Source organism: Streptomyces sp. NPDC002790 (assembly GCF_040295505.1).
Classification (GTDB): Bacteria; Actinomycetota; Actinomycetes; order Streptomycetales; family Streptomycetaceae; genus Streptomyces.
This window is the reverse complement of record NZ_JBEOVM010000019.1, coordinates 24,945-51,407: the sequence shown is the minus strand read 5'-3', so window position 1 is coordinate 51,407 and position 26,463 is coordinate 24,945. Positions and strand designations below refer to the sequence as shown.

Genomic DNA, 26,463 nt, shown 5'->3' with positions numbered 1-26,463 from the left:
ACACAGCAGTTGAAGGTCGGCGCGGTTGTCATCACCATGGGCAACCGGCCGGCCGAGCTGCGCGCCCTCCTCGACTCGGTCGCCAAGCAGGACGGCGACCCGGTCGAGGTCGTCGTGGTCGGCAACGGCTCCCCGGTCCCGGACGTCCCCGAAGGCGTACGGACCATCGAGCTGCCCGAGAACCTCGGCATCCCCGGCGGACGCAACGTGGGCATCGAGGCCTTCGGCCCCTCCGGCTCCGACGTCGACATCCTGATGTTCCTGGACGACGACGGGCTGCTGCCGCTCACCGACACCGCCGAGAAGTGCCGCGCCGCCTTCACCGCCGACCCCGGGCTCGGCATCGTCAGCTTCCGCATCGCGGACCCGGACACCGGCGAGACCCAGCGCCGGCACGTGCCGCGGCTTCGCGCCGCCGACCCGATGCGCTCCTCGCGTGTGACGACCTTCCTCGGCGGCGCCAACGCCGTACGTACGCGGGTCATCGCCGATGCCGGGCCGCTGCCCGCGGAGTTCTTCTACGCCCACGAGGAGACCGACCTCGCCTGGCGGGCCCTCGACGCGGGCTGGATGATCGACTACCGCGCCGACATGGTGCTGCACCACCCCACCACGGCCCCGTCGAGGCACGCGGTCTACCACCGCATGGTGGCCCGCAACCGCGTCTGGCTGGCCCGCCGCAACCTGCCCGCGCTCCTGGTGCCCGTGTATCTCGGCGTCTGGCTGCTGCTCACTTTGGCCCGCCGGCCATCGGGCCCGGCACTGAAGGCCTGGCTCGGCGGCTTCAAGGAGGGCTGGACGACCCCCTGCGGGCCCAGGCGCCCCATGAAGTGGCGTACCGTGTGGCGGCTGACCCGACTGGGCCGACCCCCTGTCATCTGACAAGCTCGTGCCTGACGGCAGGCCGTGCATTTGAAGACGAAAGTTCCTCTTGTGAGTGAGACAACGCATGACGCCGGTGTCGCGGTGAGCGCGCCCCCGTCGCCCGACGACGGGCTCTCCCGGCGCGAGCTCGCCGCCAAGTACGGCTTGACCGTCAGCGGGGCCCGCCCGGGTCTTTTCCAGTACGCACGGCAGCTGTGGGGCCGGCGCCACTTCATCCTCGCCTTCTCGCAGGCGAAGCTGACCGCCCAGTACAGCCAGGCCAAGCTCGGCCAGCTCTGGCAGGTGGTGACGCCGCTGCTGAACGCGGCGGTCTACTTCCTGATCTTCGGCCTGATCCTGGGCGCGGACCGGGGCATGGGGCACGACGTGTACATCCCGTTCCTGGTGACGGGTGTCTTCGTCTTCCACTTCACCCAGAACTCGGTGATGTCCGGAGTCCGCGCGATCTCCGGCAACCTGGGTCTGGTGCGCGCGCTGCACTTCCCGCGTGCCTCGCTGCCCATCTCCTTCGCCCTGCAGCAGCTCCAGCAGCTGCTGTTCTCGATGATCGTGCTGGTCATCGTGGCCTGCGCCTTCGGCAGTTACCCGAGCCTGTCGTGGCTGCTGATGATCCCGGCGCTCGCGCTGCAGTTCCTCTTCAACGTGGGCCTCGCGCTGATCATGGCGCGGGCGGGCTCCAAGACTCCGGACCTCGCGCAGCTGATGCCGTTCGTCATGCGTACGTGGATGTACGCGTCCGGCGTCATGTTCTCCATCCCGATCATGCTCAAGGGCAAGCCGGGGTGGATCGCCGACGTGCTCCAGTGGAACCCGGCCGCGGTCTACATGGACCTGATGCGCTTCGCGCTCATCGACGGCTACGACCGGGAGGGCAACCTGCCGCCGCACGTGTGGGGCCTCGCCCTCGGCTGGGCCGTGCTCGTCGCGGTGCTCGGCTTCATCTACTTCTGGAAGTCAGAGGAGCGGTACGGCCGTGGCTGATCTCGACAAGACCTCCGATGCGCACGTCCCGACGGTCATCGCCGACGAGCTGCACATCGTGTACCGCGTCAACGGCGCCAAGACCGGCAAGGGCAGCGCCACCTCCGCGCTGAGCCGGATCGTCAAGCGCGGCGACGAGCGCGGCGTGCGCAAGGTGCACGCCGTCAGGGGCGTCTCCTTCACCTCGTACCGCGGCGAGGCCATCGGCCTCATCGGGTCGAACGGCTCCGGCAAGTCGACCCTGCTGCGCGCCATCGCGGGCCTGCTGCCGGCCGAGAAGGGCAAGGTCTACACGAACGGCCAGCCCTCGCTGCTCGGTGTGAACGCGGCCCTGATGAACGACCTCACGGGCGAGCGGAACGTCATCCTCGGCGGCCTCGCGATGGGCATGTCCCGCGAGGAGATCAAGGAGCGCTACCAGCAGATCGTCGACTTCTCCGGCATCAACGAGAAGGGCGACTTCATCACGCTCCCGATGCGGACGTATTCGTCCGGCATGGCCGCGCGCCTGCGCTTCTCCATCGCGGCCGCCAAGGACCACGACGTGCTGATGATCGACGAGGCGCTTGCCACCGGTGACCGCAAGTTCCAGAAGCGCTCCGAGGCCCGCATCCGCGAGCTGCGCAAGGAGGCCGGCACGGTCTTCCTGGTGAGTCACAACAACAAGTCCATCCGCGACACCTGTGAGCGCGTCCTGTGGCTGGAGCGCGGGGAACTGCGTATGGACGGTCCGACGGCCGAGGTACTCAAGGAGTACGAGAAGTTCACGGGCAAGTAACCGCCCGCCTCTGGACCACGTCATATGAGGCCCCACCGGCTTCCGTCCGGTGGGGCCTCTGATATGCCTGTAGACACCAAGTAATTGGCGATCACGGTCAAGGACGGGTCAACTTCCTTGCCCTGAAGGAATCTTGGCGTCAATCGGTGTGTTGTTGTGATGTGCAGAACACCCCGACGTGAGGGCGGGCGTTGTACAACGTAAGCTGTACCGGCCTCAATCGCGGCATGTGGGGCGATAAGACGCGACATCCCGGCCCCTGTGGGGCTGGGCGGCCGCGCGGCCGGTCAAGCGGCGTGTCCGAAATGAGATGCATTGGGTCCGCAGTGTAGAACGGGAGTTGTGACGGCAATGGCTATGGAAACTCTCCAGCTCCACGGGGCTTTCGCCGTCCTGGGGGAAGTGGGCCGCAACCGGTGAGCGCGCACGCCCGAGTGCGCCCCGAGAGCCCTGACGACACAGTGAGCCCGGTGAGCGCCACCCTCGACAAAGCCGCCGAGGAGAATTTCCCGGTGGCACCCTTCTTCCTGCCGCGCGCCTGGCGCGACGACCTGATGGCCGTGTACGGCTTCGCACGCCTCGTCGACGACATCGGTGACGGCGACCTCGCCCCCGGGGGTGCGGACGCCCGCTTCCTGGGCGTGTCACCCGATCGGGCGCACGACCGCGTCGCGATGCTGGACGCGTTCGAGGCCGACCTGCGGCAGGTCTTCGACGGCACGCCCCGACACCCACTCCTCAAGGCGCTGCAGCCCACCGTCCGCCGCCGCTCGCTGACCCCCGAGCCGTTCCTCGGCCTCGTCGCCGCGAACCGCCAGGACCAGCTGGTCACGCGCTACGAGACGTACGACGACCTGCTGGCCTACTGCGAGCTGTCCGCCAACCCCGTCGGCCGCCTCGTCCTCGCGATCACCGGCACCGCGACCCCCGAGCGCATCCGCCTCTCGGACGCGGTCTGCACCGCGCTCCAGATCGTCGAGCACCTCCAGGACGTGGCCGAGGACCTGGACCGGGACCGGATCTACCTGCCGGCCGAAGACCTGAAGAAGTTCCACGTCGACGAGAGCGATCTCGCCGCGCCGACCGCGGGCGCATCGGTGCGCGCGCTGGTCGCGTACGAGGCCGAACGCGCCCTGAAGCTGCTGAATGAAGGCACCCCCCTGGTGGGTAGCGTCCACGGCAGATTGAAGCTGCTGCTGGCAGGGTTCGTGGCAGGGGGGAAAGCGGCGGTCCACGCGATCACCGTCGTTTCGTACGACGTACTTCCGGGACCACCCAAACCCACCAAAGCGCGATTGCTGCGCGAGGTGGGAGCGACTCTGCGAGGAGAGGGGTGAGCAAGACCGTGGAGTCAGACCAGACCGTGTCGGCGCCGGTGCTCGCCGCATACAGCTACTGCGAGACCGTCACCGGCCAGCAGGCCCGCAACTTCGCCTACGGGATCCGGCTGCTGCCGACCTCGAAGCGGCGCGCCATGTCGGCCCTGTACGCGTTCTCGCGCCGCGTCGACGACATCGGCGACGGCGGCCTCGAACCCGACATCAAGGCGCACCGGCTCGACGAGACCAGGTCACTGCTGGCCCGGGTCCAGGACGGCAAGGTCGAGGAGGACGACACCGACCCGGTGGCCGTCGCCCTCGCCGACGCCGCGAGCCGCTTCCCGATCCCGCTCGACGGGCTCGACGAGCTGATCGACGGCGTCCTGATGGACCTGCGCGGCGAGACCTACGAGACCTGGGACGACCTGAAGGTCTACTGCCGGTGCGTCGCGGGCGCCATCGGGCGGGTCTCGCTGGGCGTGTTCGGCACGGAACCGGGGGCGCGCGGCGTCGAGCGTGCGCCGGAGCTCGCCGACACGCTCGGTCTCGCGCTGCAACTCACCAACATCCTCCGGGACGTGCGCGAGGACGCCGAGGACGGGCGCACCTATCTGCCCGCCGACGACCTCGCGAAGTTCGGCTGCTCCGCCGGGTTCCACGGACCCGTGCCCCCGGCGGGCTCGGACTTCGCCGGGCTCGTGCACTTCGAAGTGCGGCGCGCCCGCGCCCTGTTCGCCGAGGGCTACCGCCTCCTGCCCATGCTCGACCGGCGCTCCGGCGCCTGCGTCGCCGCCATGGCCGGCATCTACCGCCGGCTGCTCGACCGCATCGAGCGCGACCCCGAGGCCGTGCTGCGCGGCCGGGTCTCGCTGCCCGGACACGAGAAGGCGTACGTCGCCGTACGCGGCCTGTCCGGCCTCGACACCCGCACCGTCGTGCGCGGCGCCACCCGCGGCACCACCAGGAGGCGCGCCTGATGGACACCGCGGGCCAGGGTGACATGGCGAGAACCAAGCGGCGGGCAACCCTCCGCCGCGACGCCGCGTCCCTGCATGCAACGGTCGGTCGCCTGTTCGCCACACCCGTCGAACCCGGCCCCACGCAGGCCGTACGCACCACCGAAGGCACCACCCAGGGGGAGGGCGCATGAGCGAGGGGACCACGGCCGGCGACGTGCGCGAGGCGGAGGCCGCCGGGAACCGCGCGCGGCCCACCGCGGTGGTCGTCGGCGGTGGGCTCGCGGGAGTCACCTCCGCGCTCGCCCTCGCCGACGGCGGCATGGACGTCACCCTCCTCGAAGGGCGCCCGCGGCTCGGCGGCCTCGCGTTCTCCTTCAAGCGCGGCGACCTCACCATCGACAACGGCCAGCACGTGTACCTGCGCTGCTGCACCGCCTACCGCTGGTTCCTCGACCGCGTCGACGCCACCTCGCTCGCGCCCCTGCAGGAACGACTCGACGTACCCGTACTGGACGCCGAGAAGAATCGCCTCGGCCGACTGCGGCGCACCGCGCTGCCCGTGCCGCTGCACCTGGCCAAGAGCCTCGCCACGTACCCGCACCTGTCGCTCGCCGAGCGTGCCGCCGTCGGCCGGGCCGCGCTCGCCCTCAAGGGCCTCGATCCCACCGATCCGGCGCTCGACAAGCGGGACTTCGGCTCCTGGCTGGCCGAGCACGGTCAGACGCAGCGGGCCATCGAGGCGCTGTGGGACCTCGTCGGCGTCGCGACGCTGAACGCAGTGGCGGGCGAGTCCTCGCTGGGCCTTGCCGCCATGGTCTTCAAGACCGGGCTGCTGTCCGAGCCCGGCGCCGCCGACATCGGGTGGGCCAAGGTGCCCCTCGGTGAACTCCACGACACTCTCGCCCGCAAGGCGCTCGACTCCGCGGGCGTACGCACCGAACTCCGTACACGCGTCACCTCCATCTCCCGTACGGACAACGGTCGTTGGGCCGTCGAGGTTCCCGAAGGGCCGGATACTTCCGGGCGGATTCTCGCCGCCGACACCGTCGTGCTCGCCGTGCCGCAGCGCGAGGCGCACGACCTGCTGCCCGCGGGGGCCCTCGACGACGCGGGCCGGCTGCTCGACATCGGCACCGCGCCGATCCTCAACCTGCACGTCGTCTACGGCCGCAAGGTCCTCAAGCAGCCCTTCTTCACCGCGCTCGGCTCGCCCGTCCAATGGGTCTTCGACCGTACGGACGCCTCAGGCCTGGCCCGTACGCTGCCGGGCGCCCAGTACCTCGCCGTCTCCCAGTCGGCCGCGCAGGATGACATCGACGCGCCGGTCGCCACCCTGCGCGAGCGGTACCTGCCGGAGCTGGAGCGGCTGCTGCCCGCCGCGCGCGGTGCCACCATCCACGACTTCTTCGTCACCCGGGAACGGTCGGCGACCTTCGCGCCGGCCCCCGGGGTCGGCGCGCTGCGGCCCACGGCCCGCACCAATGCCCCCGGCCTGTACCTGGCCGGCGCGTGGACCGCCACCGGGTGGCCCGCGACCATGGAAGGCGCTGTCCGCAGCGGCACCAGTGCCGCCGACGCGGCGCTCGCCGCGCTCGGCCGCCCCCGCGGCCACCTGTACCGGGAGGCAGCGTGACGTACGAACTTCCCACGGTTGACGTGACCAGCGAACTTCCGTCGGTGGAGATGCCGACAACGCCGACAACGGTGAATCCGGTAACACAAGGAGAGACTGTGCCACCTGTGCCCTCGGCCCCAGAGGCTGCCGACGCGGTGGACGTGACCGCGCTTTTGGAGCGCGGCCGAACCCTGGCCACCCCCGTGCTGAAGGCGGCGGTGGACCGCCTGGCAGCACCGATGGACACCGTCGCCGCCTACCACTTCGGCTGGATCGACGCCGCGGGCAACCCGGCCGACGGTGACGGCGGCAAGGCCGTGCGCCCCGCTCTGGCCGTGCTGTCCGCGCAGGCCGCGGGCGCCGACCCGGAGGTCGGCGTGCCGGGCGCCGTCGCGGTCGAGCTCGTCCACAACTTCTCGCTGCTGCACGACGACCTGATGGACGGCGACGAGCAGCGCCGCCACCGCGACACCGTGTGGAAGGTGCACGGCCCCGCCCAGGCCATCCTCGTCGGCGACGCCCTCTTCGCGCTGGCCAACGAGGTCATCCTGGAGCTGGAGACCGTCGACGCCGGCCGCGCCACGCGCCGCCTGACCACCGCGACCCGCGCCCTCATCGACGGCCAGGCGCAGGACATCGGCTTCGAGCACCGCGAGCGCGTCAGCGTCGTCGAGTGCCTGGAGATGGAGGGCAACAAGACGGGCGCACTGCTCGCCTGCGCCTCCTCCATCGGCGCCGTCCTCGGCGGCGCCGACGACGCGACAGCCGACGCCCTGGAGAAGTACGGCTACCACCTGGGCCTCGCCTTCCAGGCCGTCGACGACCTGCTCGGCATCTGGGGCGACCCCGAGTCGACCGGCAAGCAGACCTGGAGCGACCTGCGCCAGCGCAAGAAGTCCCTCCCGGTCGTCGCCGCCCTCGGCGCAGGGGGCCCGGCCTCCGAGCAGCTCGGCGAGCTCCTCGCCGCCGACGCCAAGGACGTTGACTTCGACACCTTCACCGAGGCGGACTTCGCCGCCCGCGCCGCCCTCATCGAGGAGGCCGGCGGGCGCGAGTGGACCGCCGAAGAAGCGCGGCGCCAGTACGCCGTCGCCCTCGAAGCCCTGGACTCCGTCCAGATGTCAGCCACGGTGCGCGCCCAGTTCGTGGCGCTCGCCGACTTCGTTGTCGTACGAAAGAGATGATCACTATCGGCCGCATATGACTCGCAGTCGCCGGCCGGTGTCCCGCCAGGGCTCCGGCCGACGGTTACCCAGCATCAGAACCACTGCATGAAGGGATAGCCATGACAGCGACGACCGACGGAAGCTCCGGAGCCACGGCACCGCAGACGACCTCGGCCACCACTGCCCAACTGACCGACACAACCCCCGCGGCGGCCGGGACCCAAGTCGCCGCAGGACGAGCCATACAGCGTGCCACGGACTTCCTGCTCGCGCGGCAGGACGACCGGGGCTGGTGGAAGGGCGACCTCGACACCAACGTGACGATGGACGCCGAAGACCTGTTGCTGCGCCAGTTCCTCGGTATCAGGGACAAGGCGACCACCGACGCCGCCGCCCTGTTCATCCGCGGCGAGCAGCGCGAGGACGGCACTTGGGCCACCTTCTACGGAGGGCCGGGCGAACTGTCCACCACCATCGAGGCGTACGTCGCGCTGCGCCTTGCCGGTGACTCCCCGGACGACCCGCACATGGCCAAGGCCTCCGCGTGGGTACGCGAGCGCGGCGGCATCGCCGAGTCCCGTGTGTTCACGCGGATCTGGCTGGCTCTGTTCGGCTGGTGGAAGTGGGACGACCTCCCCGAACTCCCGCCGGAGCTCATCTACTTCCCCAAGTGGATGCCGCTGAACATCTACGACTTCGGCTGCTGGGCCCGGCAGACGATCGTGCCGCTCACCGTGGTCTCCGCGAAGCGCCCGGTGCGCCCCGCACCGTTCCCGCTGGACGAGCTGCACACCGACGCCCGCGACCCGAACCCCGCCAAGCCCCTTGCCCCGGTGGCGAGTTGGGACGGCGCGTTCCAGCGGCTCGACAAGATCATGCACGGCTACCACAAGGTGGCCCCGAAGCGGCTGCGCAAAGCGGCCGTCAACGCCGCGGCCCGCTGGATCATCGAGCGCCAGGAGAACGACGGCTGCTGGGGCGGTATCCAGCCGCCCGCCGTCTACTCCGTCATCGCGCTCCACCTGCTCGGCTACGACCTCGAACACCCGGTCCTCAAAGCCGGGTTGGCGTCCCTCGACCGGTTCGTCGTGTGGCGCGAGGACGGGGCCCGGATGATCGAGGCCTGCCAGTCGCCGGTGTGGGACACGTGCCTGGCGACCATCGCGCTCGCCGACGCGGGCCTGCCCGCCGACCACCCGGCGCTCGTCCGGGCCGCCGAGTGGATGATCACCGAGCAGATCGACCGGCCCGGCGACTGGTCCGTACGCAAGCCCCAACTGGAGCCCGGCGGCTGGGCGTTCGAGTTCGACAACGACAACTACCCCGACATCGACGACACCGCCGAGGTCGTGCTCGCGTTGCGCCGCGTGGCCCACCCCGACAAGGCGCGCCTCGAGAAGGCCATCGAGCGCGGCGTGCGCTGGAACCTCGGGATGCAGTCGAAGAACGGCGCATGGGGCGCCTTCGACGTCGACAACACCAGCCCGTTCCCCAACCGGCTGCCGTTCTGCGACTTCGGCGAGGTCATCGACCCGCCGTCCGCCGACGTCACCGGGCACGTCGTCGAGATGCTCGCCATCGAGGGCCATACACGCGACCCGCGCACCCGGCGCGGCATCGAGTGGCTGCTCGCCGAACAGGAGGGAAACGGCGCGTGGTTCGGCCGCTGGGGCGTCAACTACGTCTACGGCACCGGGTCCGTGGTGCCCGCCCTGATCGCGGCGGGGCTGCCCGCCTCGCACCCCGCGGTCAGACGGGCCGTCAGCTGGCTGGAGTCCGTCCAGAACGAGGACGGCGGCTGGGGCGAGGACCTGCGCTCGTACCGCTACGAGGACTGGAAGGGGCACGGCGCCTCGACCGCCTCGCAGACCGGCTGGGCGCTGCTCGCGCTGCTCGCGGCCGGCGAACGGGAGTCGAAGGCCGTCGAGCGCGGCGTCACGTACCTCGCCGACACCCAGACCGAGGACGGCACCTGGGACGAGCCGTTCTTCACCGGGACCGGCTTCCCCTGGGACTTCTCGATCAACTACCACCTGTATCGGCAGGTGTTCCCGCTGACCGCGCTCGGCCGGTACGTCAACGGCGAGCCGTTCAGTGGATTGGGCGCCGCCGCCAAGGGGAGCTGATGACCGCATCGCCGACGGACCGGTCGCCGCAGGCCGCGCCGCTGCTGGTCGCCTGTGCGCTCGGCATCGAGCACCTCGCGCTGCGCAGCGGCAGCCGGGCCGGGGCCACGAGCCCCGTGACCGTGCTGCGTACGGGCATGGGGCCCAAGGCCGCCGAAAGCGCGGTGGCCCGCGCCCTCGGTGACGCGGTGCTGCGCGACGCCGCCGTCGTGGCCACCGGGTTCTGCGCCGGGCTCGCGCCCGGAATGCACCCCGGTGACCTGGTCGTGGCCGAGGAGACCCGTGACGGGCACGGCAGCACGCCGTGCACGGGCACGGAACTCCTGGTCAAGGAGTTGGTCAGGGCCGTGCCCGGCAAGACCGTGCACACCGGGCCGCTGACCGGCTCGGACCACGTGGTGCGCGGTCACGAGCGCGCCGACCTGCTCAGCACCGGCGCGATCGCCGTGGACATGGAGTCGGCCGCGACCCTGCGGGCGGCCGGTGTGGCCGGAAGGCGTCCGGTTGCCGCCGTCCGGGTGGTCGTGGACGCTCCAGAACATGAACTCGTCAGGATCGGCACCGTTCGCGGTGGACTATCGGCTTTCCGTGTCCTTCGTGCCGTCCTACCCGCCTTTTTTGAATGGCACCGTTCGTTGCTGCTCCCTCGGAGGTGAGCCCAGATGGCCATGCCGCTTCGTCAATCCATCAAGGTTGCGACATATCTCGCTGAACAGAAGATCCGCCGGCGGGACAAGTTTCCGCTCATCGTCGAATTGGAGCCGCTCTACGCCTGCAACCTCGCGTGCGAGGGATGCGGAAAGATTCAGCACCCGGCCGGGGTGCTGAAGCAGCGCATGCCCGTCGCGCAGGCCGTCGGCGCCGTCCTCGAATCGGGCGCCCCGATGGTCTCCATCGCCGGCGGCGAACCGCTGATGCACCCTCAGATCGATGAGATCGTGCGCCAGTTGGTGGCCAAGAAGAAGTACGTCTTCCTGTGCACCAACGCGCTGCTGATGCGCAAGAAGATGGACAAGTTCACGCCGTCCCCGTTCTTCGCCTTCACCGTGCACATCGACGGCATGCGGGAGCGGCACGACGAGTCCGTCGCCAAGGAAGGTGTCTTCGACGAGGCGATCGAGGCGATCAAGGAGGCCAAGCGGCGCGGCTTCCGTGTCACCACGAACTCGACGTTCTTCAACACGGACACCCCGCAGAACATCATCGAGGTGCTCAACTACCTCAACGACGACCTCGCGGTCGACGAGATGATGATCTCGCCCGCGTACGCTTACGAGAAGGCGCCCGACCAGGACCACTTCCTCGGCGTCACGCAGACCCGCGAGCTGTTCAAGAAGGCCTTCGCGGGCGGCAACCGGCGCCGGTGGCGGCTCAACCACTCGCCCCTGTTCCTCGACTTCCTCGAGGGCAAGGTCGACTTCCCGTGCACCGCGTGGGCCATCCCCAACTACTCGCTCTTCGGCTGGCAGAAGCCCTGCTATCTGATGGCCGACGGGTATGTGACGACGTACAAGAAGCTCATCGAGGAGACGGACTGGGACGCGTACGGCCGCGGCAAGGACGCGCGCTGCGACAACTGCATGGCGCACTGCGGCTACGAGCCGACCGCCGTGCTCGCCACCATGGGGTCGCTGAAGGAGTCCATCCGCGCCATGTCCGAGACCGTCGCCGGGAACCGTGGGTGAGCGCGTCATGAACGGAGAGCCCGTCTCACTGGGCCTCCCCGAGGTACCGGTCCGACCCATCGCTGAACGGCGAGTCAGCCGTCAGATCCAGGTCGGACCGGTGGCCGTGGGCGGCGGGGCACCCGTATCCGTGCAGTCGATGACCACGACCCGCACGTCGGACATCGGCGCGACGCTCCAGCAGATCGCCGAACTGACCGCCTCCGGCTGCCAGATCGTGCGCGTGGCCTGTCCGACGCAGGACGACGCGGACGCGCTCGCGACCATCGCGCGCAAATCGCAGATCCCCGTGATCGCGGACATCCACTTCCAGCCGAAGTACGTGTTCGCCGCCATCGACGCGGGGTGCGCGGCGGTGCGCGTGAACCCGGGCAACATCAAGCAGTTCGACGACAAGGTGAAGCAGATCGCGCGGGCGGCGTCGGACGCCGGCACACCGATCCGCATCGGGGTCAACGCCGGCTCGCTGGACAGGCGACTGCTCCAGAAGTACGGCAAGGCGACACCGGAAGCCCTGGCGGAGAGCGCACTGTGGGAGGCCTCGCTCTTCGAGGAGCACGGCTTCCGGGACATCAAGATCTCGGTGAAGCACAACGACCCGGTGGTGATGGTCAACGCGTACCGGCAGCTCGCCGCCGCCTGCGACTATCCGCTGCACCTGGGTGTCACCGAGGCAGGGCCCGCCTTCCAGGGGACCATCAAGTCCGCCGTGGCCTTCGGTGCGCTGCTCTCCGAGGGCATCGGCGACACCATCCGGGTGTCACTGTCCGCGCCGCCCGCAGAGGAGTGCAAGGTCGGCATCCAGATCCTGGAGTCGCTCGGCCTCAGGGAGCGGCGCCTGGAGATCGTGTCGTGCCCGTCCTGCGGGCGTGCGCAGGTGGACGTCTACAAGCTCGCCGACGAGGTGAGCGCCGGGCTCGACGGCATGGAAGTGCCGCTGCGGGTCGCCGTCATGGGGTGTGTGGTCAACGGTCCGGGAGAGGCGCGCGAGGCGGACCTCGGTGTCGCGTCCGGCAACGGCAAGGGCCAGATCTTCGTCAAGGGCGAGGTCATCAAGACCGTCCCCGAATCGAAGATCGTCGAGACGCTGATCGACGAGGCGATGAAGATCGCCGAACAGATGGAGAAGGACGGCGCCGCGTCGGGGGTTCCCGACGTCACCGTCGCTTGAGTTCTTAACGACGGACGGGAAGGGGGCTCGAGCGTGACGATTCTGGAAAGCATCCGAGGGCCGCGCGACCTGAAGGCACTGAGCGAGGAGGAGATCGCCGAACTGGCCCACGAGGTCAGGGAGTTCCTGATTCACGCGGTCGCGAGGACGGGGGGACACCTCGGACCGAACCTGGGAGTGGTGGAACTGTCCATCGCGCTGCACCGGGTCTTCGAATCGCCGGTCGACCGCCTCGTGTGGGACACCGGCCACCAGAGCTACGTGCACAAGCTTCTGACGGGCCGCCAGGACTTCTCCAAGCTGCGCGGCAAGGGCGGCCTGTCCGGCTATCCCTCACGTGAGGAGTCCGAGCACGACATCGTGGAGAACTCGCACGCCTCCACGGCGCTCGGCTGGGCCGACGGCCTCGCCAAGGCGCGTCAGGTGCAGCGGGAGAGCGGGCACGTCGTCGCCGTCATCGGCGACGGCGCGCTGACCGGCGGCATGGCCTGGGAGGCCCTGAACAACATCGCGGCCGCGAAGGACCGGCCGCTGATCATCGTCGTCAACGACAACGAGCGTTCGTACGCGCCCACGATCGGCGGCCTCGCCAACCACCTGGCGACGCTGCGCACCACGGACTCGTACGAGCAGGTGCTGGCCTGGGGCAAGGATGTGCTGCTGAAGACCCCCGTGGTCGGGCACACGGTCTACGAGTCGCTGCACGGCGCGAAGAAGGGCTTCAAGGACGCGTTCGCGCCGCAGGGCATGTTCGAGGACCTGGGCCTGAAGTACGTGGGCCCCATCGACGGCCATGACATGGGCGCCGTCGAATCCGCCCTGCGGCGAGCAAAACGCTTCCACGGACCGGTACTTGTGCACTGCCTCACCGAGAAGGGGCGCGGCTACGAGCCGGCGCTCGCCGACGAGGCCGACCGCTTTCACACGGTCGGCGTGATGGACCCGCTGACCTGCGAGCCGCTCGCACCCTCCAACGGGCCTTCCTGGACCTCGGTGTTCGGGGACGAGATCGCGGCGATCGGGCGCGAACGCGAGGACGTCGTCGCGATCACCGCCGCGATGCTGCACCCGGTGGGGCTCACGAAGTTCGCGCAGGAGTTCCCCGAGCGGGTGTGGGACGTCGGGATCGCCGAACAGCACGCCGCCGTGTCGGCCGCGGGACTTGCAACGGGTGGACTGCACCCAGTCGTTGCGGTGTACGCGACCTTCCTCAACCGGGCCTTCGACCAGCTCCTGATGGACGTCGCACTGCACAAGTGCGGGGTCACCTTCGTGCTCGACCGGGCCGGGGTCACCGGCGCCGACGGGCCCTCCCACAACGGCATGTGGGACATGTCCGTGCTCCAGGTCGTGCCGGGCCTGCGGATCGCTGCGCCGCGCGACGCCGACCAACTCCGGGCCCAGCTGCGGGAAGCGGTCGCCGTGGACGACGCGCCGACCATGCTGCGGTTCCCCAAGGAGTCGGTGGGCGCGCCGATCGCCGCGGTCGACCGGGTCGGCGGCATCGACGTACTGCGCCGGGCCGAGGAGCCGCGCGTGCTCCTTGTGTCGGTCGGTGTCATGACGCCGGTGTGCCTGCAGACCGCCGAACTGCTGGAGGCGCGCGGCATCAACTGCACGGTCGTGGACCCGCGTTGGGTCAAGCCCGTCGACCCCGACCTCGCGCCGCTGGCCGCCGCGCACGAACTGGTCGCCGTCGTCGAGGACAACAGCAAGGCGGCGGGCGTCGGCTCGGCCGTCGCGCTCGCGCTCGGCGAGGCCGAAGTCGACGTACCCGTACGGAGGTTCGGCATCCCCGAGCAGTTCCTGGCACACGCCAAACGAGGCGAGGTGCTCGCCGACATCGGCTTGACACCTGTGGAGATCGCGGGCCGGATCAGCACCAGCTTGAATCTCACCGCGGGCAAGGAGAGCAACGGAGAGCAAGGTATGAGCGCCGGTAGGGAGATCAACGCATGAGCAAGGAGTTCGACCTCGGCACGCTGCTCGCCGAGCGCGGCGCCGAACGGTACGAGCTGCACGCCAAGTACCTCAACCACCAGCTGCCGAAGATGCTCCACACCATCGGCTTCGACAAGGTCTACGAGCGGGCCGAGGGCGCGCACTTCTGGGACGCGGACGGCAACGACTACCTGGACATGCTCGCCGGATTCGGTGTCATGGGCCTCGGCCGGCACCACCCCGTCGTACGCAAGGCACTGCACGACGTCCTCGACGCCTCGCTCGCCGACCTGACCCGCTTCGACTGCCAGCCGCTGCCGGGCCTGCTCGCCGAGAAACTGCTGACGCACAGCCCGCACCTGGACCGGGTGTTCTTCGGCAACAGCGGTACGGAGGCGGTGGAGACGGCGCTGAAGTTCGCGCGGTACGCGACCGGCAAGCCGCGAATCCTGTACTGCGCGCACGCCTTCCACGGCCTGACGACCGGGTCGCTGTCGGTGAACGGGGAGGACGGCTTCCGCGACGGCTTCGCCCCGCTGCTGCCCGACACCCCGGTGCCGCTCGGCGATCTCGACGCGCTGGCAAGGGAGTTGAAGAAGGGCGACGTCGCCGGGCTCATCGTCGAACCGATCCAGGGCAAGGGCGTGCACGAGGCGCCGCCCGGCTATCTGCGGTCCGCGCAGGAGCTGCTGCGGGCGCACAAGGCGCTGCTGATCGCGGACGAGGTGCAGACCGGCCTCGGCCGCACCGGCGACTTCTACGCCTACCAGCACGAGGAGGGCGTCGAACCCGACCTGGTGTGCGTCGCGAAGGCGCTGTCGGGCGGGTACGTGCCGGTCGGCGCGACACTCGGCAAGGACTGGATCTTCAAGAAGGTCTACTCGTCCATGGACCGGGTCCTCGTCCACTCGGCGAGCTTCGGCTCCAACGCGCAGGCGATGGCGGCGGGCCTTGCCGTCCTGTCCGTCATGGAGGACGAGGAGACCGTCGCGAACGCTCGGGCGATGGGCGACCTGTTGATGGCCCGGCTCGGCGCGCTGGTGGACCGCTACGAGCTGCTGAGCGACGTCCGTGGGCGCGGCCTGATGATCGGCATCGAGTTCGGCCGCCCCAAGTCCCTGAAACTGCGCAGCCGTTGGACGATGCTGCAGGCCGCGCGCAAGGGCCTGTTCGCGCAGATGGTCGTGGTGCCGCTGCTGCAGAAGCACCGGATCCTGACCCAGGTCTCCGGCGACCACCTCGAAGTCATCAAACTGATCCCGCCGCTGATGGTGAACGAGGACGACGTGGAACGGTTCGTCGAGGCGTTCACGGCGGTCATGGATGACGCGCACAGTGGGGGCGGACTGATGTGGGACTTCAGTAAGACGCTGATCAAGCAGGCGGTGGCGAATCGCTGAGGGTGCTGAGGCCGCTGCGGCGGCGGGTGGCTTCGGGGGCTTCTGCCTTGGTGCGGGTTTTTGCCTCTGAGGCAAGAAAGTTGCCGGAGGGGCACGGCTCTGGCTGAATCGACAGCATGAGCCCTGCCCTCTCGCCGGACGAGGCGGACGGTGCGGAGGTTCCGGAACCCCCGGAACTCCCCGCCGTCGCGCCGCAGCTCCGCGAACTGCGCCGCCGCGCGGTCCTCACCCTGGAGGCCGCCGCCGGATCCGCCGGCCTGTCGCCGGCGCACCTCTCACGCCTGGAGACCGGACAGCGTCAGCCTTCGCTCCCGATGCTGCTGTCACTGGCCCGTATCTACGGTACGACCGTATCCGAACTCCTCGGCGAGACCCCTGCCGACCGGGACGCGGTCGTGCGCGGCGGCACGATGGAGGCCACGGAGGCCGGGGGCTGGACGTACCGGCAGGCCGGGTCGCCCGGCCGCGGCATGCAGGCGTTGCAGGTCCACGCGCCGTACGGGTCCCAGGGCGATGTCGTACGCGTGCATCCGGGGGAGGAGTGGCTGTACGTCCTGTCGGGCCGCCTACGGCTTCGGCTAGGGGACACGTCCTACCGGCTCGATCCGGGGGACAGCTCCCACTTCGACTCGCTCACCCCGCACCGGATCGCCGCCGTCGACCGGGGCGGCGTCGACTTCCTCTTCGTCCACACCCTGCTGCAGAGCCCGACGGCCGCGCTGTGCCTCGGGCCGTCAGCGGGATTGCTGAAGGAGACCCGTCATGGCTGACACCGCCGATACTGCTGACACGACCGGTGCGGCTGACCCGACCGAGGCGACTCTGGCCCCGGCCCCGGCCCGCCGCGTGGTCATTGAGGACAAGCTCCCGCGCGGCATCCTGATCCGGGTCCTCGTGTACGTCTTCGCAGGGCATGCGCTGGCGGGGTTCATCTACTTGCTGTTCACGCTGGGCGGGAATCAGTGAGGGAACAGTCAGTGGTGGAGCAGTCAGTGAGGGAGCAGTCGGTGGGGGCGGACCCCCTACTGCGGTAGCACCTCCATCTTGGCTCCCGGGTATGACGCCAGGCACCCGTTCGTTCTCGCACACTCCTCCCCGTCGGATCAGAACGAGGATGAGTACGAGAGGGCGGGACAGGGCCATGAGGCTACGCAGGGGAAAGCGGCGGGCGACGGAGGGCAACCGGCCGGAGGTGCCGGCCGGTACGCCGGGTCTCGCTGTGGAACTGCGCGGTGTGCGGCGGCAGTATGGGCGCGGGGCCGGCGCGGTGCACGCCCTCGCGGGCGTCGACCTCGCTCTGCCGCGCGGCACGTTCACGGCCGTGATGGGGCCGTCCGGGTCAGGCAAGTCCACTTTCCTGCAGTGCGCCGCCGGGCTCGACCGGCCGTCTGCGGGATCCGTGCGCCTCGGTGGCACGGAGATCACCGGCATGAACGAGAACAGCCTCACCGAGCTGCGCCGCAGCCGCCTCGGCTTCGTCTTCCAGGCGTTCAATCTGCTGCCGTCGCTGACCGTTGAGCAGAACGTTCTGTTGCCGATGCGGCTGGCCGGGCGCCGCCAGGACCGCCGCCGGGCGGCCGCGATGCTCGCGCAGGTCGGGCTCGCGGACAAGGCGCGGCGCCGGCCGGGCGAGCTCTCCGGTGGTCAGCAGCAGCGTGTGGCCGTCGCCCGGGCCCTGGTCACGAGCCCCGACGTGGTGTTCGCCGACGAGCCGACCGGCGCCCTCGACACCGGCACCGCCGCGGAGGTCCTCGGCCTGCTCCGGCACGCGGTGGACATGCTCGGCGCCACCGTCGTCATGGTCACCCACGACCCGGCCGCTGCAGCCTGGGCCGACCGCGTGCTGTTCCTCGCCGACGGTGCGTTCGCGGACAGCCTGGAGCGCGGTTCGGCGGAGCAGATCGCGGCGCGGATGGCGACGCTCGCCGCCCGTACCTCCCGCGTGGGCGTGATGGCGGGGGCGGCGGCATGAGGAGCCTCGCGCCCAACGGCCTCGCGCGAGCGGCCGTGCGCTTCAAGCCCGCCTCGTTCGCGGGCACCTTTGTCGCGCTGCTGATGTCGGCGCTGATCGTCGCGGCCTGCGGCAGCCTGCTGGAGTCGGGCGTGCGCGCCTCGGTTCCGGCGGAGCGGTACGCGAAGGCGCCGGTCGTGGCGGCGGCCGACCAGTCCGCGCGGGTTGTCGCCGACACCATCGACGGCCCCGAGGAATCCGCGTACCCGCTCCCGGACACCGCGCGCGTGGACGCCGGGCTCGCCGCGAAGGCGGCCCACGCGCCGGGCGCCGAGGCCGCGGTGGCGGACTTCACCTTCCCGGTGCGGCAGGGAACCGGCGCACTCACCGGCCACGGCTGGGGCTCGCACGCCTTCACCGGCACCGCGCTGTCCGTGGGCGCCGCGCCGCACAGGGGAGAGGTGGCGCTCGACGCCGCGGCGGCCCGAACGGCGAAGGCCGACGTCGGCGACACCGTCGCGCTCGAAACGGCGGCGGGACGCGCGGAGTTCCGGGTGTCCGGCATCGCCAAGGCCGGGGCCGGGGACACCGCGGCGGCAGGTGCGGCGGCAGGCTCAGCGGCCGGAAGCGGGGCCACCGCCTGGTTCGCCGACGCCGAGGCCCCCGCGCTGTCCGGGCACCCCGGCAAGGCCGATGCCATCGCGGTCCTGGCCAAGGACGGCGCCGACACCGGAGCCCTCGCCAGTGCCGTGGAGAAGGCGCTCGCCGGCTCCGGCGCGCAGGTGCTCACCGGCGACGACCGCGGCGAGGTCGAGGACCACGGCCTGGCGTACGCCAAAGAGACTCTCACCGCCCTCGGCGGCTCCTTCGGCGGGATCGCCACGGTGGTGGCCGTGTTCACCGCGGCAGGCACGGTCGCCCTCTCCGTCGGCCAGCGCACCCGCGAGTTCGCGCTGCTGCGGGCTGTCGGTGCCACCCCGCGGCAGATCCGCCGGGCGGTGGCGGCGGAGGCGCTGCTCGTCGCGCCGCTTGCCGGGGTGCTGGGGTGCCTGCCCGGCATCGGACTCGCGCACTGGTGGTTCGGGCAGCTGAAGGACCGTGGGGCCGTCCCGCAGGCGGTCGAGCTGCACGTCTCGTGGATCCCGCTGGTCGCCGCCGTCGGGACCGGGCTGCTCACGGCGCTCGGCGCGGGCTGGATCGCCGGGCGCAGGCCGGCGAAGATCAAGCCGGGGCAGGCGCTCGCCGAGGCCTCGGTGGAGCGGCTGCGGCCGGGCGTCATCCGTACCGTGCTCGGCGTCGCGGCCCTCGGCGGCGGCTCGGTGCTCGCCGGCGTCGCGGCCTCCACCGCCGGCGCCGACGCGGCGAACGCCTCGCTCGGCGTCGTCATGCTCTTCATGCTCGCCGTCGCCCTGCTCGGCCCGCTGCTGGCCCGGCTGTGCGCGGCCCTCTTCGGCCTGCTGCTGCGTGGCGGTGGCGCCTCGGCCTCGCTGGCGGCCGCCAACTCCCGGACGAATTCCCGCCGGTTGGCCTCCGCGATCACGCCAATCGTGCTGGCGATGGCCTTCGCCTCGACGCTGGTCTTCATGCACACAAGCGAGAGCAAGGTGTCCGCGGACCAGCTGCGCGACGGCATCACGGCGGACCACGTCGTGACCAACCCCGCAGGTCTGCCCGCGGGCGCCGCCGACCGGGCAGCCCGCACTCCCGGTGTCGACGCGGCTGTGAGCCTGCTGGACACGCAGGTGCTCATACCGGTCGACTCGGGTGGGGAGACGTCGCTGCAGGCGACCGCGGCCCAGGGAATCTCGGGCTCGGGCGCGGAGCTCGCCAAGGTGCAGGATCTGGATGTGCGCGCCGGAAGCCTGGATCGCGTGGGCGCGGACCGCATCGCCATCGACAAGACCCTCGCCACGGCGGCGAAGGTGAAGGTGGGCGACAGGCTGCCGCTCCGTCTCCCCGACGGCACGAAGGCCCGCCCGCACGTCGCGGCGGTGTACGGCCGGGGCCTCGGGCTGGCGGCGGTGACCATGGACCGTGCCTCCCTGTCAGGACACGTCACATCGGCCTTCGACAGCACGCTGCTGGTGCGCGGCGGCGACGCCGCGCCGCTCACCGCACTCGGCAAGGTCACGGACGCCTCGGGCTACGCCGTCGAGCAGAGCGTGGACAGCGAAATGGGCGCATGGTCCAACTACATGATGGCCGCGGTCCTGGGCGGCTTCGCCGCCGTCGCGGCGGTCAACACACTGGTGATGACGGTCCTGGACCGCCGTCGCGAACTGACGGTGCTCCGCCTCGTCGGCTCCACGCGCCGCCAGGTGCTGCGGATGCTCCGCTGGGAGAGCCTGCTGGTATCGGCCGCGGGGGTGGCGCTCGGCACCGCCATCGCGATGATCACGCTGACCCCGATGATGCGCGGCATGACGGGTGAGTCCCCGTACATACCGCCGCTGCTGTACGGCACGTTCGCGGCAAGCGCGGTGTGCCTCGGCCTGCTCGCCGTGACCCTCCCCGCCCGCGCGGCACTTCGCGACAGGGAGGGGTGACGGCGGACCTCGAACGGGGTGGGCGACGCCGGGCGTCCTGCGACGCTCGGGGCCGGCCCATGCGTCGCTCGCGCCCGGCCCGTGTGGCGCCCCGGCCCAGCCCGTGTGGCGCCTGGGCCCAGCCCGTGCGGCGCTCGTGCCAGGCACTTGCGATGCACGGGCCAGGCACCTGCGGCGCTCGTGCCAGGCACTTGCGACGCTCGGGCCAGACACCCTCCGGCGCTCGGCGCTCGGCGCTCGGCGGTCAGGCGAGAAGGCGCTCGCGCAGTCGCTCGCGCGTCGCCGCAGTGAGCTTCAGGCCCTCTTCGAGGTAGCGGTCCGTGCCGCCCCAGTGCTCGTCGATGGTCTCGAGGCCCGCGTTGAGGTACTCGATGCGGGCGTCGAAGAGCGGGCTGAGCAGCTCCATGATCTCGGGGGAGTAGGCGTCCTTCGCGGTGGCGGTGCGGCGCACGTTGTAGCGGCGGTGCTTCTCGTTGGACTTGAGGTAGTCCGCCTCGATGGCGTCGCGCTCCACGCCCACCGCGAGCAGCGTCACCGCGATCGACAGGCCCGCGCGGTCCTTGCCCGCCGCGCAGTGCATCAGCGCGGGGAGGCTGTCCTCGGCGAGGGAGTGCAGCACGCGGCTGTGCTCGGCGGTGCGCTCCTTGATCATGGTGCGGTAGGACTCGACGAGCCGGTTCGCCGCGCGGCCCTCGGAGAGGATCTGGCGCAGCTGATCGATGTTGCCGTCGCGGACCATGGTCCAGAATTCGGCGCCGTCGGCCGGGTCGTTGAGCGGCAGGTTCTGATTGCGCACGCCGGGCAGCTCGACGTCCGCGCCTTCCAGCGTCAGGTCGGCGCCGTTGCGGAAGTCGAAGACCGTGTGCAGGCCGAGGGAGGAGAGGAAGCTCGAGTCCTCGGCCGTGGCGTGGGCGAGGTGACCGCTGCGGAACAGAACGCCCTGACGCACGCGCCGGCCGTCCACGGTGGGAAGGCCGCCCACGTCTCGGAAGTTGCGCACTCCGGTCAGCTCGGGCTCGGTGGACGGTGCGTGCTGCGTCACAGGGGCTCCTCCCAATCGGTGCACCGGCGTTGGGTCGCCGGTGGGCGCGCTCCTGACGATACGACATCGGTTCCCCAGGCAACCATCTGTCCGATTCGCCCCGTTCTGTGTCAACTGTGCATGGATCGGAGGGGCTTGTGGGCGTGTGCGTGACCGGCTTCATGTTCGTGACGCTGCGTGCCGGGCGGCCAGGATTGCCTGCCCAGTAATCCCCGAAGGTATGGCGTTGGTAAAGCAGAGAATGTCGACGCAGGGTTACGCAGGACGGCCCCGGAAACCCAATGAATTGCCGCCGCAAGCGAATTCGGGGTTTGTCGTAGCCATTGCGGTTCGCCTACGGTCACCAATCAATCCGGTCGGAACGCCTAGTCCTGCCGCCGCCCGGATTCCTTTCGACTACCCGTCCACGGCAGGAGCGGGGGACCCACACGCAGTACGCCGCGTAGGGATTTCCCGAAGCGGCTAGGGGTGAAGCCGCGCCCGCACCCCGGGCGTGGCCGGGCATCTCCAGCCCGAACCCGACAGCTCACCTCGTAGGCGACGGAGAGGAAAATCAGCATGCCCGCAAAGGGAAAGCACCGCCTTTCGACCTCCCAGCGCATCGCCCGTGTCGCCGCCGTCGCCTCCGCCGGTGGAGTCGCCGTGGCGCTCCCGCTGATGGGCGCCACCGGCGCACAGGCCGCGACGTCCGGCGGCACCGCCGACACCACGACGTACACCGTCAAGGCCGGTGACACGCTTTCGAAGATCGCCAAGGCGCAGGACGTCGACGGCGGCTGGAAGAAGCTGTACGAGAACAACAAGGACGCCGTCGGCTCCAACGCGGACCACCTCAAGATCGGCGTCAAGCTCGACCTCGGCGGCGCGGCCGCGGACGACTCCGGCTCCGAGAGCGGGGCCGCCGCCACGCAGACGAGCGCCAAGACCACCGCCTCCGGCGACTACACGGCGCCGGTCGACGGCGCCAAGGGCACGGGCTACGGCAACTCCGGCTCCATGTGGTCCAGCGGCAGCCACACCGGCGCCGACTACTCGGTGCCGACCGGCACCTCCGTGAAGTCGATCGCCGACGGCACCGTCGTCTCGACCGGCTCGGGCGGCGCGTACGGCAACGAGGTCGTCATCCAGCACGCCGACGGCCACTACTCCCAGTACGGCCACCTGTCGTCGATCGGTGTCGCCCAGGGCGCCACCGTGACGGCCGGCCAGGAGATCGCCAAGTCCGGCGCGACCGGCAACGTCACCGGACCGCACCTGCACTTCGAGATCCGCACGGGTGCGGACTACGGCTCGGACATCGACCCGATCGCGTACCTGAGCGAGCACGGTGTGAACGCCTGAGACGTGACGTAGCGGCCGCCCGTCGGCCCGCTCCCTTCGGCGCCCGGGGAGCACCCCGGGCGCCGAATCGCGTTCGCGCGCTTATTCCACGCTTATTCCCCATGTGGCGGGTGGGGTATCTCACCACGCGTCAACCCCTGGCTACGGTCGCGTAGGTCACACCCGAGGGTGAAAGATGTGTGGTCGTGGCAAACGAATCGAGAGCACTCACGGACTCACTCAACGGCACGATCCGCTCCTACGCGGCCGTGGGCGACAGCTTCACCGAGGGGGTCGGCGACCCCGGCCCCGACGGTAAGTTCGCGGGCTGGGCGGACCGGCTCGCCGTCCTCCTGGACGACCGTGTCCCCGAGGACACCTTCCGGTACGCGAACCTGGCCGTGCGCGGCAAGCTCCTCGACCAGGTCGTCGCGGACCAGGTCCCGAAGGCGGTCGAGCTCGCCCCCGACCTGGTGAGCCTGGTCGCCGGCGGCAACGACATCATCCGCCCCGGCACCGACCCGGACGACGTGGCCGAACGCTTCGAGAAGGCTGTCGTCCGGCTCGCCGACGCGGCAGGCACCGTCATGGTGGCCACCGGGTTCGACACCCGTGACGTGGCCGTGCTCAAGCATCTGCGCGGCAAGATCGCCACGTACAACATGCATCTGCGGGCGATAGCCGACCGCCACGGCTGCGTGATGCTCGACCTGTGGTCCCTGAAGTCCATCCAGGACCGCCGGGCCTGGGACGGCGACCGCCTCCACCTGTCGCCCGACGGGCACACGCGCGTGGCGCTGCGTGCCGCCCAGGCGCTCGGCGTCGAGGTGCCGGCCAACCCCGAGCAGGCGTGGCCGCTGCTGCCCCCGCGCGGCACGTTCGAGGTGCGGCGCGACGACATCCACTGGGCGCGGGAGTTCCTGGTGCCGTGGATCGGGCGCAGGCTGCGCGGCGAGTCCTCCGGCGACCGGGTGCAGGCCAAGGGCTTCGTGGACCCGCACGCCGTGAAGGCGCACCTGGAGCGGGCTTCCTGACGCATTCACCGCAGTACGGGGTAGGACTCATCGGGAGGCGGCGTTCTGACGCGGCGCCCCTCGGCGGTTCGGCGGCGCTGACGGCTTCCCGTCAGCGTCCCGCCCCGGTCAACTCCGCGCGCTCGAGCCCCAGTTCGCGGGCGAGCGCCTCATCCACCCACTCCTGCATGCGGGCCCGCGACACCGTGGCCGGCCTGGCCCGCTTGTCCTCGTACGCCGTCAGCTGCACGGCGAGCCCGTCGAGCAGCGCCGTGAGCCGCAGCGCCGCCGCCATCGGGTCGGGGCAGCCGAACTCGCCCGCCGCCACGCCCTCGGCGATCACCTCCGCGAGCGCCGCCTTCCACTGCCGGTCGAGGTCCCGTGTGACCTCCCGCAGCGCGGGCTCGCGCAGCGCCGCGGCCCAGCCCTCGATCCACAGCCGCCACCCCTTGGCCTGACCCGTCGGCGCGTACCAGCGCACCGCGGCGCGCAGCCGCTTCAGGGCCGTCGTGCGGCGGCCGAGCAGCTTGCGCAGGTGGGCCAGGTCGCTCTCGGCGGCGTGCGCGAACGCGGCCGCGACGAGCTTCTCCTTCGTCGAAAAGTGGTACAGCACCAGCGCGTTGCTCACGCTGAGCGCCGACGCCACGTCGGCGATGCGCACGGCGGCCACTCCGCGCGCCTCGATCTGCTCGATGGCGGCCCCCAGCAGCTCTTCGCGCCGCTCGGCCACGCTCAACCGGACTCTGGTCACGCCGCAACCCTAGTTGTTCCTGCGCACCGACTCGTTCAGGCGCTCGTTCAGGTGCAGGACTCTTGACGCCCCGCCGTCGCAGGGGCCACAGTCGCGTCACGTTCCACTACTGACTGGCCGTTCAGTCAATAAGTCGGCCGGTCGGGGGTGGGCGCGGCCCGAGCAGGGCCCAAGTGCCGTCAGTGCTCTCGTCGTTCTGTTCCCGTTCTGTTCTCGCCAGGAGCAATCGTGACCCACGCGCCGTCCCTCTCGCCGACCCCGCCCGCCGGGGACGAGCCCGACCTCTCCGAAGGCTGGGGCGAGCAGCGCTCACGGCTGCGCAAGGATCTGCGCCGGCTGGACGTGCTGTTCTTCCTCATCTGCACGCTCGTCGGCCTGGACACCATCGGATCCGTCGCCGCACAGGGCCCGCAGGGCCTGACCTGGATGGTCATCCTGGCTGTCGTCTTCTTCCTCCCCTACGGGCTGCTCGTCGCCGAACTCGGCTCGTCCTTCCCCGTGCAGGGCGGCCCGTACGTCTGGACCCGCCTCGCCTTTGGCCGGCTCGTCGCGGGCGTCAACCAACTCCTGTACTGGATATCAAATCCCGTCTGGGTGGGCGGCAGCCTGTGCATCATCGCGCTGACGACCTGGGAGGAGTTCTTCACGCCGCTGCCGGGCGTGTGGAAGTACGTCGCCGGGTTCGTGTTCATCTGGGGTGGCGCGCTCGCCGTGGTGCAGTCCGTACGCATCGGCAAGTGGGTGCCCATCGCGGGCGCCGTCGCGCGTGTCGTGCTGCTCGGCTTCTTCCTCGTGTCCGTCGTCGTGTACGCCGCCGAACATGGCATCCACGCTCTGCCCGCGGGCGAATTCACGCCTACGTATGCGGGCTTCGTGGCGCTCGTCCCGGTGCTCATCTTCAACTACGTAGGCTTCGAACTGCCCAGCTCGGCCGCCGAGGAGATGAAGAACCCGCGCCGCGACATCCCGCTGTCGATCCTGCGCTCCGGCCTCGCCGCCGTGCTGCTCTACGGAGGGCCCATCCTCGGCATCCTGTTCGTTCTGCCCAGCCAGGAGATCGGCAGCCTGGGCGGCTTCATCGACGCCTGCAAGGCCGTCTTCACGGTCTACGGCGGTTCGATCGCGGCCGACGGCACGGTGACGCTGACCGGGCTCGGCTCCGTGTTCGGCGGGGTCGCCGCGGCGGGCCTCATCATCGGGCTGCTCACCTCCGGTGTCACCTGGGCGATGGGCGCCCACCGTGCGCAGGCCGTGGCGTGCGCGGACGGCGCGGGCCCGGCCTGGCTGGGTCGCATCTCCGAGAAGCACGGCACGCCGGTCCGGGTCAACATCCTGTCCGCCGTGCTCGGTTCGATCCTGTTCGTCGTCGCCCTCAATCTCACCGGAGGCGACGGTGAGAAGTACTTCGCGGCGGGCCTCGGCCTGACCATCAGCACGACGTTCATCTCCTACGTCATCACGTTCCCGAGCCTCGCCGTGCTGCGCCGCAAGTACCCCGACCAGGAGCGGCCCTACGCCGTGCCGGGCGGCCGGGCGGGCGCCTGGATCGTGACCGCGCTCTCCACCGGCTTCGTGGCGTTCACCGTGGTCGTGCTCGTCTGGCCCGGCTTCGGGGTGGGGTGGTTCGGCACGGCTGGCAACCCGGCGGACTCGCTGCCCGAGTCGTTCGCCGGCCAGCGGCTGCCGTACACGCTCAGCCAGGTGCTGCCGCTGCTCCTGTTCGTCGTGATCGGTTTGGTGTTCTACGCGTGCGGGGCGCCCGCGCGGCGGCGGGCGCGCGGAGCCGGCTCGGAGTAGGCCGGGCACGGTGGCCG

Annotated in this window: 22 protein-coding genes and 1 riboswitch; of the genes, 20 read left to right on the top strand and 2 right to left on the bottom strand. The window is 70.6% G+C overall.

Annotated elements, in window-relative coordinates; genetic code table 11:
• Positions 1 to 9: 9 nt before the first annotated feature.
• The 17 genes from ABT004_RS12455 to ABT004_RS12375 all read left to right on the top strand — a co-directional run bounded on the left by ABT004_RS12455 (position 10) and on the right by ABT004_RS12375 (position 20,523).
• A complete protein-coding gene (locus ABT004_RS12455) occupies positions 10 to 882 on the top strand; it encodes a glycosyltransferase family 2 protein (RefSeq protein ID WP_351334869.1) in 873 nt (290 codons plus the stop codon).
• A gap of 51 nt (positions 883 to 933) precedes the next feature.
• Positions 934 to 1,866, top strand: coding sequence for an ABC transporter permease (locus tag ABT004_RS12450; protein WP_351334790.1), 933 nt, complete (start codon positions 934 to 936; stop codon positions 1,864 to 1,866).
• Positions 1,859 to 2,644: an ABC transporter ATP-binding protein gene (locus ABT004_RS12445; protein ID WP_351334787.1), complete on the top strand. Its 786-nt coding sequence runs from the start codon at positions 1,859 to 1,861 to the stop codon at positions 2,642 to 2,644. The genes ABT004_RS12450 and ABT004_RS12445 overlap by 8 nt, the downstream gene beginning before the upstream one ends.
• Before the next feature lie 461 nt (positions 2,645 to 3,105).
• The gene (gene hpnC, locus ABT004_RS12440; protein ID WP_451190347.1) at positions 3,106 to 3,981 is read left to right on the top strand and encodes a squalene synthase HpnC; all 876 of its coding nucleotides are present in this window, start codon (positions 3,106 to 3,108) and stop codon (positions 3,979 to 3,981) included.
• Entirely contained in the window at positions 3,978 to 4,940 is a 963-nt protein-coding gene (gene hpnD / locus ABT004_RS12435; protein ID WP_351334783.1) for a presqualene diphosphate synthase HpnD, read from the top strand. Before hpnC ends, hpnD begins: the two co-directional genes overlap by 4 nt.
• A gap of 169 nt (positions 4,941 to 5,109) precedes the next feature.
• Positions 5,110 to 6,555 (top strand): hydroxysqualene dehydroxylase HpnE, encoded by a 1,446-nt coding sequence (hpnE, locus tag ABT004_RS12430; protein ID WP_351334780.1) that lies wholly within the window; start codon positions 5,110 to 5,112, stop codon positions 6,553 to 6,555.
• 98 nt (positions 6,556 to 6,653) lie between these two features.
• The gene (locus ABT004_RS12425) at positions 6,654 to 7,721 is read left to right on the top strand and encodes a polyprenyl synthetase family protein (RefSeq protein WP_351334777.1); all 1,068 of its coding nucleotides are present in this window, start codon (positions 6,654 to 6,656) and stop codon (positions 7,719 to 7,721) included.
• Positions 7,722 to 7,822: 101 nt separating this feature from the next.
• Positions 7,823 to 9,829, top strand: a complete 2,007-nt coding sequence (gene shc, locus ABT004_RS12420) for a squalene--hopene cyclase (protein ID WP_351334774.1) — start codon at positions 7,823 to 7,825, stop codon at positions 9,827 to 9,829.
• Positions 9,829 to 10,485 (top strand): phosphorylase family protein, encoded by a 657-nt coding sequence (locus tag ABT004_RS12415; RefSeq protein WP_351334772.1) that lies wholly within the window; start codon positions 9,829 to 9,831, stop codon positions 10,483 to 10,485. The genes shc and ABT004_RS12415 overlap by 1 nt, the downstream gene beginning before the upstream one ends.
• A 6-nt stretch (positions 10,486 to 10,491) precedes the next feature.
• Positions 10,492 to 11,514, top strand: coding sequence for an adenosyl-hopene transferase HpnH (gene hpnH, locus ABT004_RS12410; protein WP_351334769.1), 1,023 nt, complete (start codon positions 10,492 to 10,494; stop codon positions 11,512 to 11,514).
• A 7-nt stretch (positions 11,515 to 11,521) separates the two neighbouring features.
• On the top strand, positions 11,522 to 12,685 hold the full coding sequence (gene ispG / locus ABT004_RS12405; protein ID WP_351334767.1) for a flavodoxin-dependent (E)-4-hydroxy-3-methylbut-2-enyl-diphosphate synthase: 1,164 nt from the start codon (positions 11,522 to 11,524) through the stop codon (positions 12,683 to 12,685).
• 33 nt (positions 12,686 to 12,718) lie between these two features.
• Positions 12,719 to 14,644 carry a 1-deoxy-D-xylulose-5-phosphate synthase gene (gene dxs / locus ABT004_RS12400; protein WP_351334764.1) on the top strand — a complete coding sequence of 642 codons (1,926 nt, stop codon included), beginning with the start codon at positions 12,719 to 12,721 and terminating at the stop codon, positions 14,642 to 14,644.
• The gene (locus tag ABT004_RS12395) at positions 14,641 to 16,026 is read left to right on the top strand and encodes an aspartate aminotransferase family protein (RefSeq protein ID WP_351334761.1); all 1,386 of its coding nucleotides are present in this window, start codon (positions 14,641 to 14,643) and stop codon (positions 16,024 to 16,026) included. Before dxs ends, ABT004_RS12395 begins: the two co-directional genes overlap by 4 nt.
• 116 nt (positions 16,027 to 16,142) lie before the next feature.
• Entirely contained in the window at positions 16,143 to 16,796 is a 654-nt protein-coding gene (locus ABT004_RS12390; protein WP_351334759.1) for a helix-turn-helix domain-containing protein, read from the top strand.
• Entirely contained in the window at positions 16,789 to 16,992 is a 204-nt protein-coding gene (locus ABT004_RS12385; protein ID WP_351334757.1) for a DUF6126 family protein, read from the top strand. Before ABT004_RS12390 ends, ABT004_RS12385 begins: the two co-directional genes overlap by 8 nt.
• 175 nt (positions 16,993 to 17,167) lie before the next feature.
• On the top strand, positions 17,168 to 17,998 hold the full coding sequence (locus tag ABT004_RS12380; protein ID WP_351334754.1) for an ABC transporter ATP-binding protein: 831 nt from the start codon (positions 17,168 to 17,170) through the stop codon (positions 17,996 to 17,998).
• Positions 17,995 to 20,523, top strand: a complete 2,529-nt coding sequence (locus ABT004_RS12375) for an FtsX-like permease family protein (RefSeq protein ID WP_351334752.1) — start codon at positions 17,995 to 17,997, stop codon at positions 20,521 to 20,523. The genes ABT004_RS12380 and ABT004_RS12375 overlap by 4 nt, the downstream gene beginning before the upstream one ends.
• Before the next feature lie 244 nt (positions 20,524 to 20,767).
• On the opposite strand, the gene ABT004_RS12370 is transcribed toward ABT004_RS12375, so the two are convergent.
• The gene (locus tag ABT004_RS12370) at positions 20,768 to 21,565 is read right to left on the bottom strand and encodes a tyrosine-protein phosphatase (RefSeq protein ID WP_351334750.1); all 798 of its coding nucleotides are present in this window, start codon (positions 21,563 to 21,565) and stop codon (positions 20,768 to 20,770) included.
• A gap of 387 nt (positions 21,566 to 21,952) precedes the next feature.
• Positions 21,953 to 22,120: riboswitch (cyclic di-AMP (ydaO/yuaA leader) on the top strand.
• A gap of 3 nt (positions 22,121 to 22,123) precedes the next feature.
• Here ABT004_RS12370 and ABT004_RS12365 point away from each other — a divergent pair.
• Together ABT004_RS12365 and ABT004_RS12360 are read left to right on the top strand one after the other, a co-directional pair.
• A complete protein-coding gene (locus ABT004_RS12365; RefSeq protein WP_351334747.1) occupies positions 22,124 to 22,906 on the top strand; it encodes a M23 family metallopeptidase in 783 nt (260 codons plus the stop codon).
• A 185-nt stretch (positions 22,907 to 23,091) separates the two neighbouring features.
• Positions 23,092 to 23,919, top strand: a complete 828-nt coding sequence (locus ABT004_RS12360) for an SGNH/GDSL hydrolase family protein (protein ID WP_351334745.1) — start codon at positions 23,092 to 23,094, stop codon at positions 23,917 to 23,919.
• A 91-nt stretch (positions 23,920 to 24,010) separates the two neighbouring features.
• Here the strand turns inward: ABT004_RS12360 and ABT004_RS12355 are convergent, their stop codons facing one another.
• Entirely contained in the window at positions 24,011 to 24,649 is a 639-nt protein-coding gene (locus ABT004_RS12355; RefSeq protein ID WP_351334742.1) for a TetR/AcrR family transcriptional regulator, read from the bottom strand.
• Positions 24,650 to 24,877: 228 nt separating this feature from the next.
• Here ABT004_RS12355 and ABT004_RS12350 point away from each other — a divergent pair, with 228 nt between their 5' ends.
• Positions 24,878 to 26,446: an APC family permease gene (locus tag ABT004_RS12350; protein WP_351334739.1), complete on the top strand. Its 1,569-nt coding sequence runs from the start codon at positions 24,878 to 24,880 to the stop codon at positions 26,444 to 26,446.
• Positions 26,447 to 26,463 lie beyond the last annotated feature (17 nt).

What these genes read in the sequence shown, in the direction of transcription:
- ABT004_RS12380 (WP_351334754.1), top strand. Translation starts at nt 17,168, where the DNA reads ATGAGGCTACGCAGGGGAAAGCGGCGGGCGACGGAGGGCAACCGGCCG.
- ispG (WP_351334767.1), top strand. Translation starts at nt 11,522, where the DNA reads ATGAACGGAGAGCCCGTCTCACTGGGCCTCCCCGAGGTACCGGTCCGA.
- hpnH (WP_351334769.1), top strand. Translation starts at nt 10,492, where the DNA reads ATGGCCATGCCGCTTCGTCAATCCATCAAGGTTGCGACATATCTCGCT.
- ABT004_RS12395 (WP_351334761.1), top strand. Translation starts at nt 14,641, where the DNA reads ATGAGCAAGGAGTTCGACCTCGGCACGCTGCTCGCCGAGCGCGGCGCC.
- hpnE (WP_351334780.1), top strand. Translation starts at nt 5,110, where the DNA reads ATGAGCGAGGGGACCACGGCCGGCGACGTGCGCGAGGCGGAGGCCGCC.
- ABT004_RS12415 (WP_351334772.1), top strand. Translation starts at nt 9,829, where the DNA reads ATGACCGCATCGCCGACGGACCGGTCGCCGCAGGCCGCGCCGCTGCTG.
- ABT004_RS12390 (WP_351334759.1), top strand. Translation starts at nt 16,143, where the DNA reads ATGAGCCCTGCCCTCTCGCCGGACGAGGCGGACGGTGCGGAGGTTCCG.
- shc (WP_351334774.1), top strand. Translation starts at nt 7,823, where the DNA reads ATGACAGCGACGACCGACGGAAGCTCCGGAGCCACGGCACCGCAGACG.
- ABT004_RS12385 (WP_351334757.1), top strand. Translation starts at nt 16,789, where the DNA reads ATGGCTGACACCGCCGATACTGCTGACACGACCGGTGCGGCTGACCCG.
- ABT004_RS12365 (WP_351334747.1), top strand. Translation starts at nt 22,124, where the DNA reads ATGCCCGCAAAGGGAAAGCACCGCCTTTCGACCTCCCAGCGCATCGCC.
- ABT004_RS12375 (WP_351334752.1), top strand. Translation starts at nt 17,995, where the DNA reads ATGAGGAGCCTCGCGCCCAACGGCCTCGCGCGAGCGGCCGTGCGCTTC.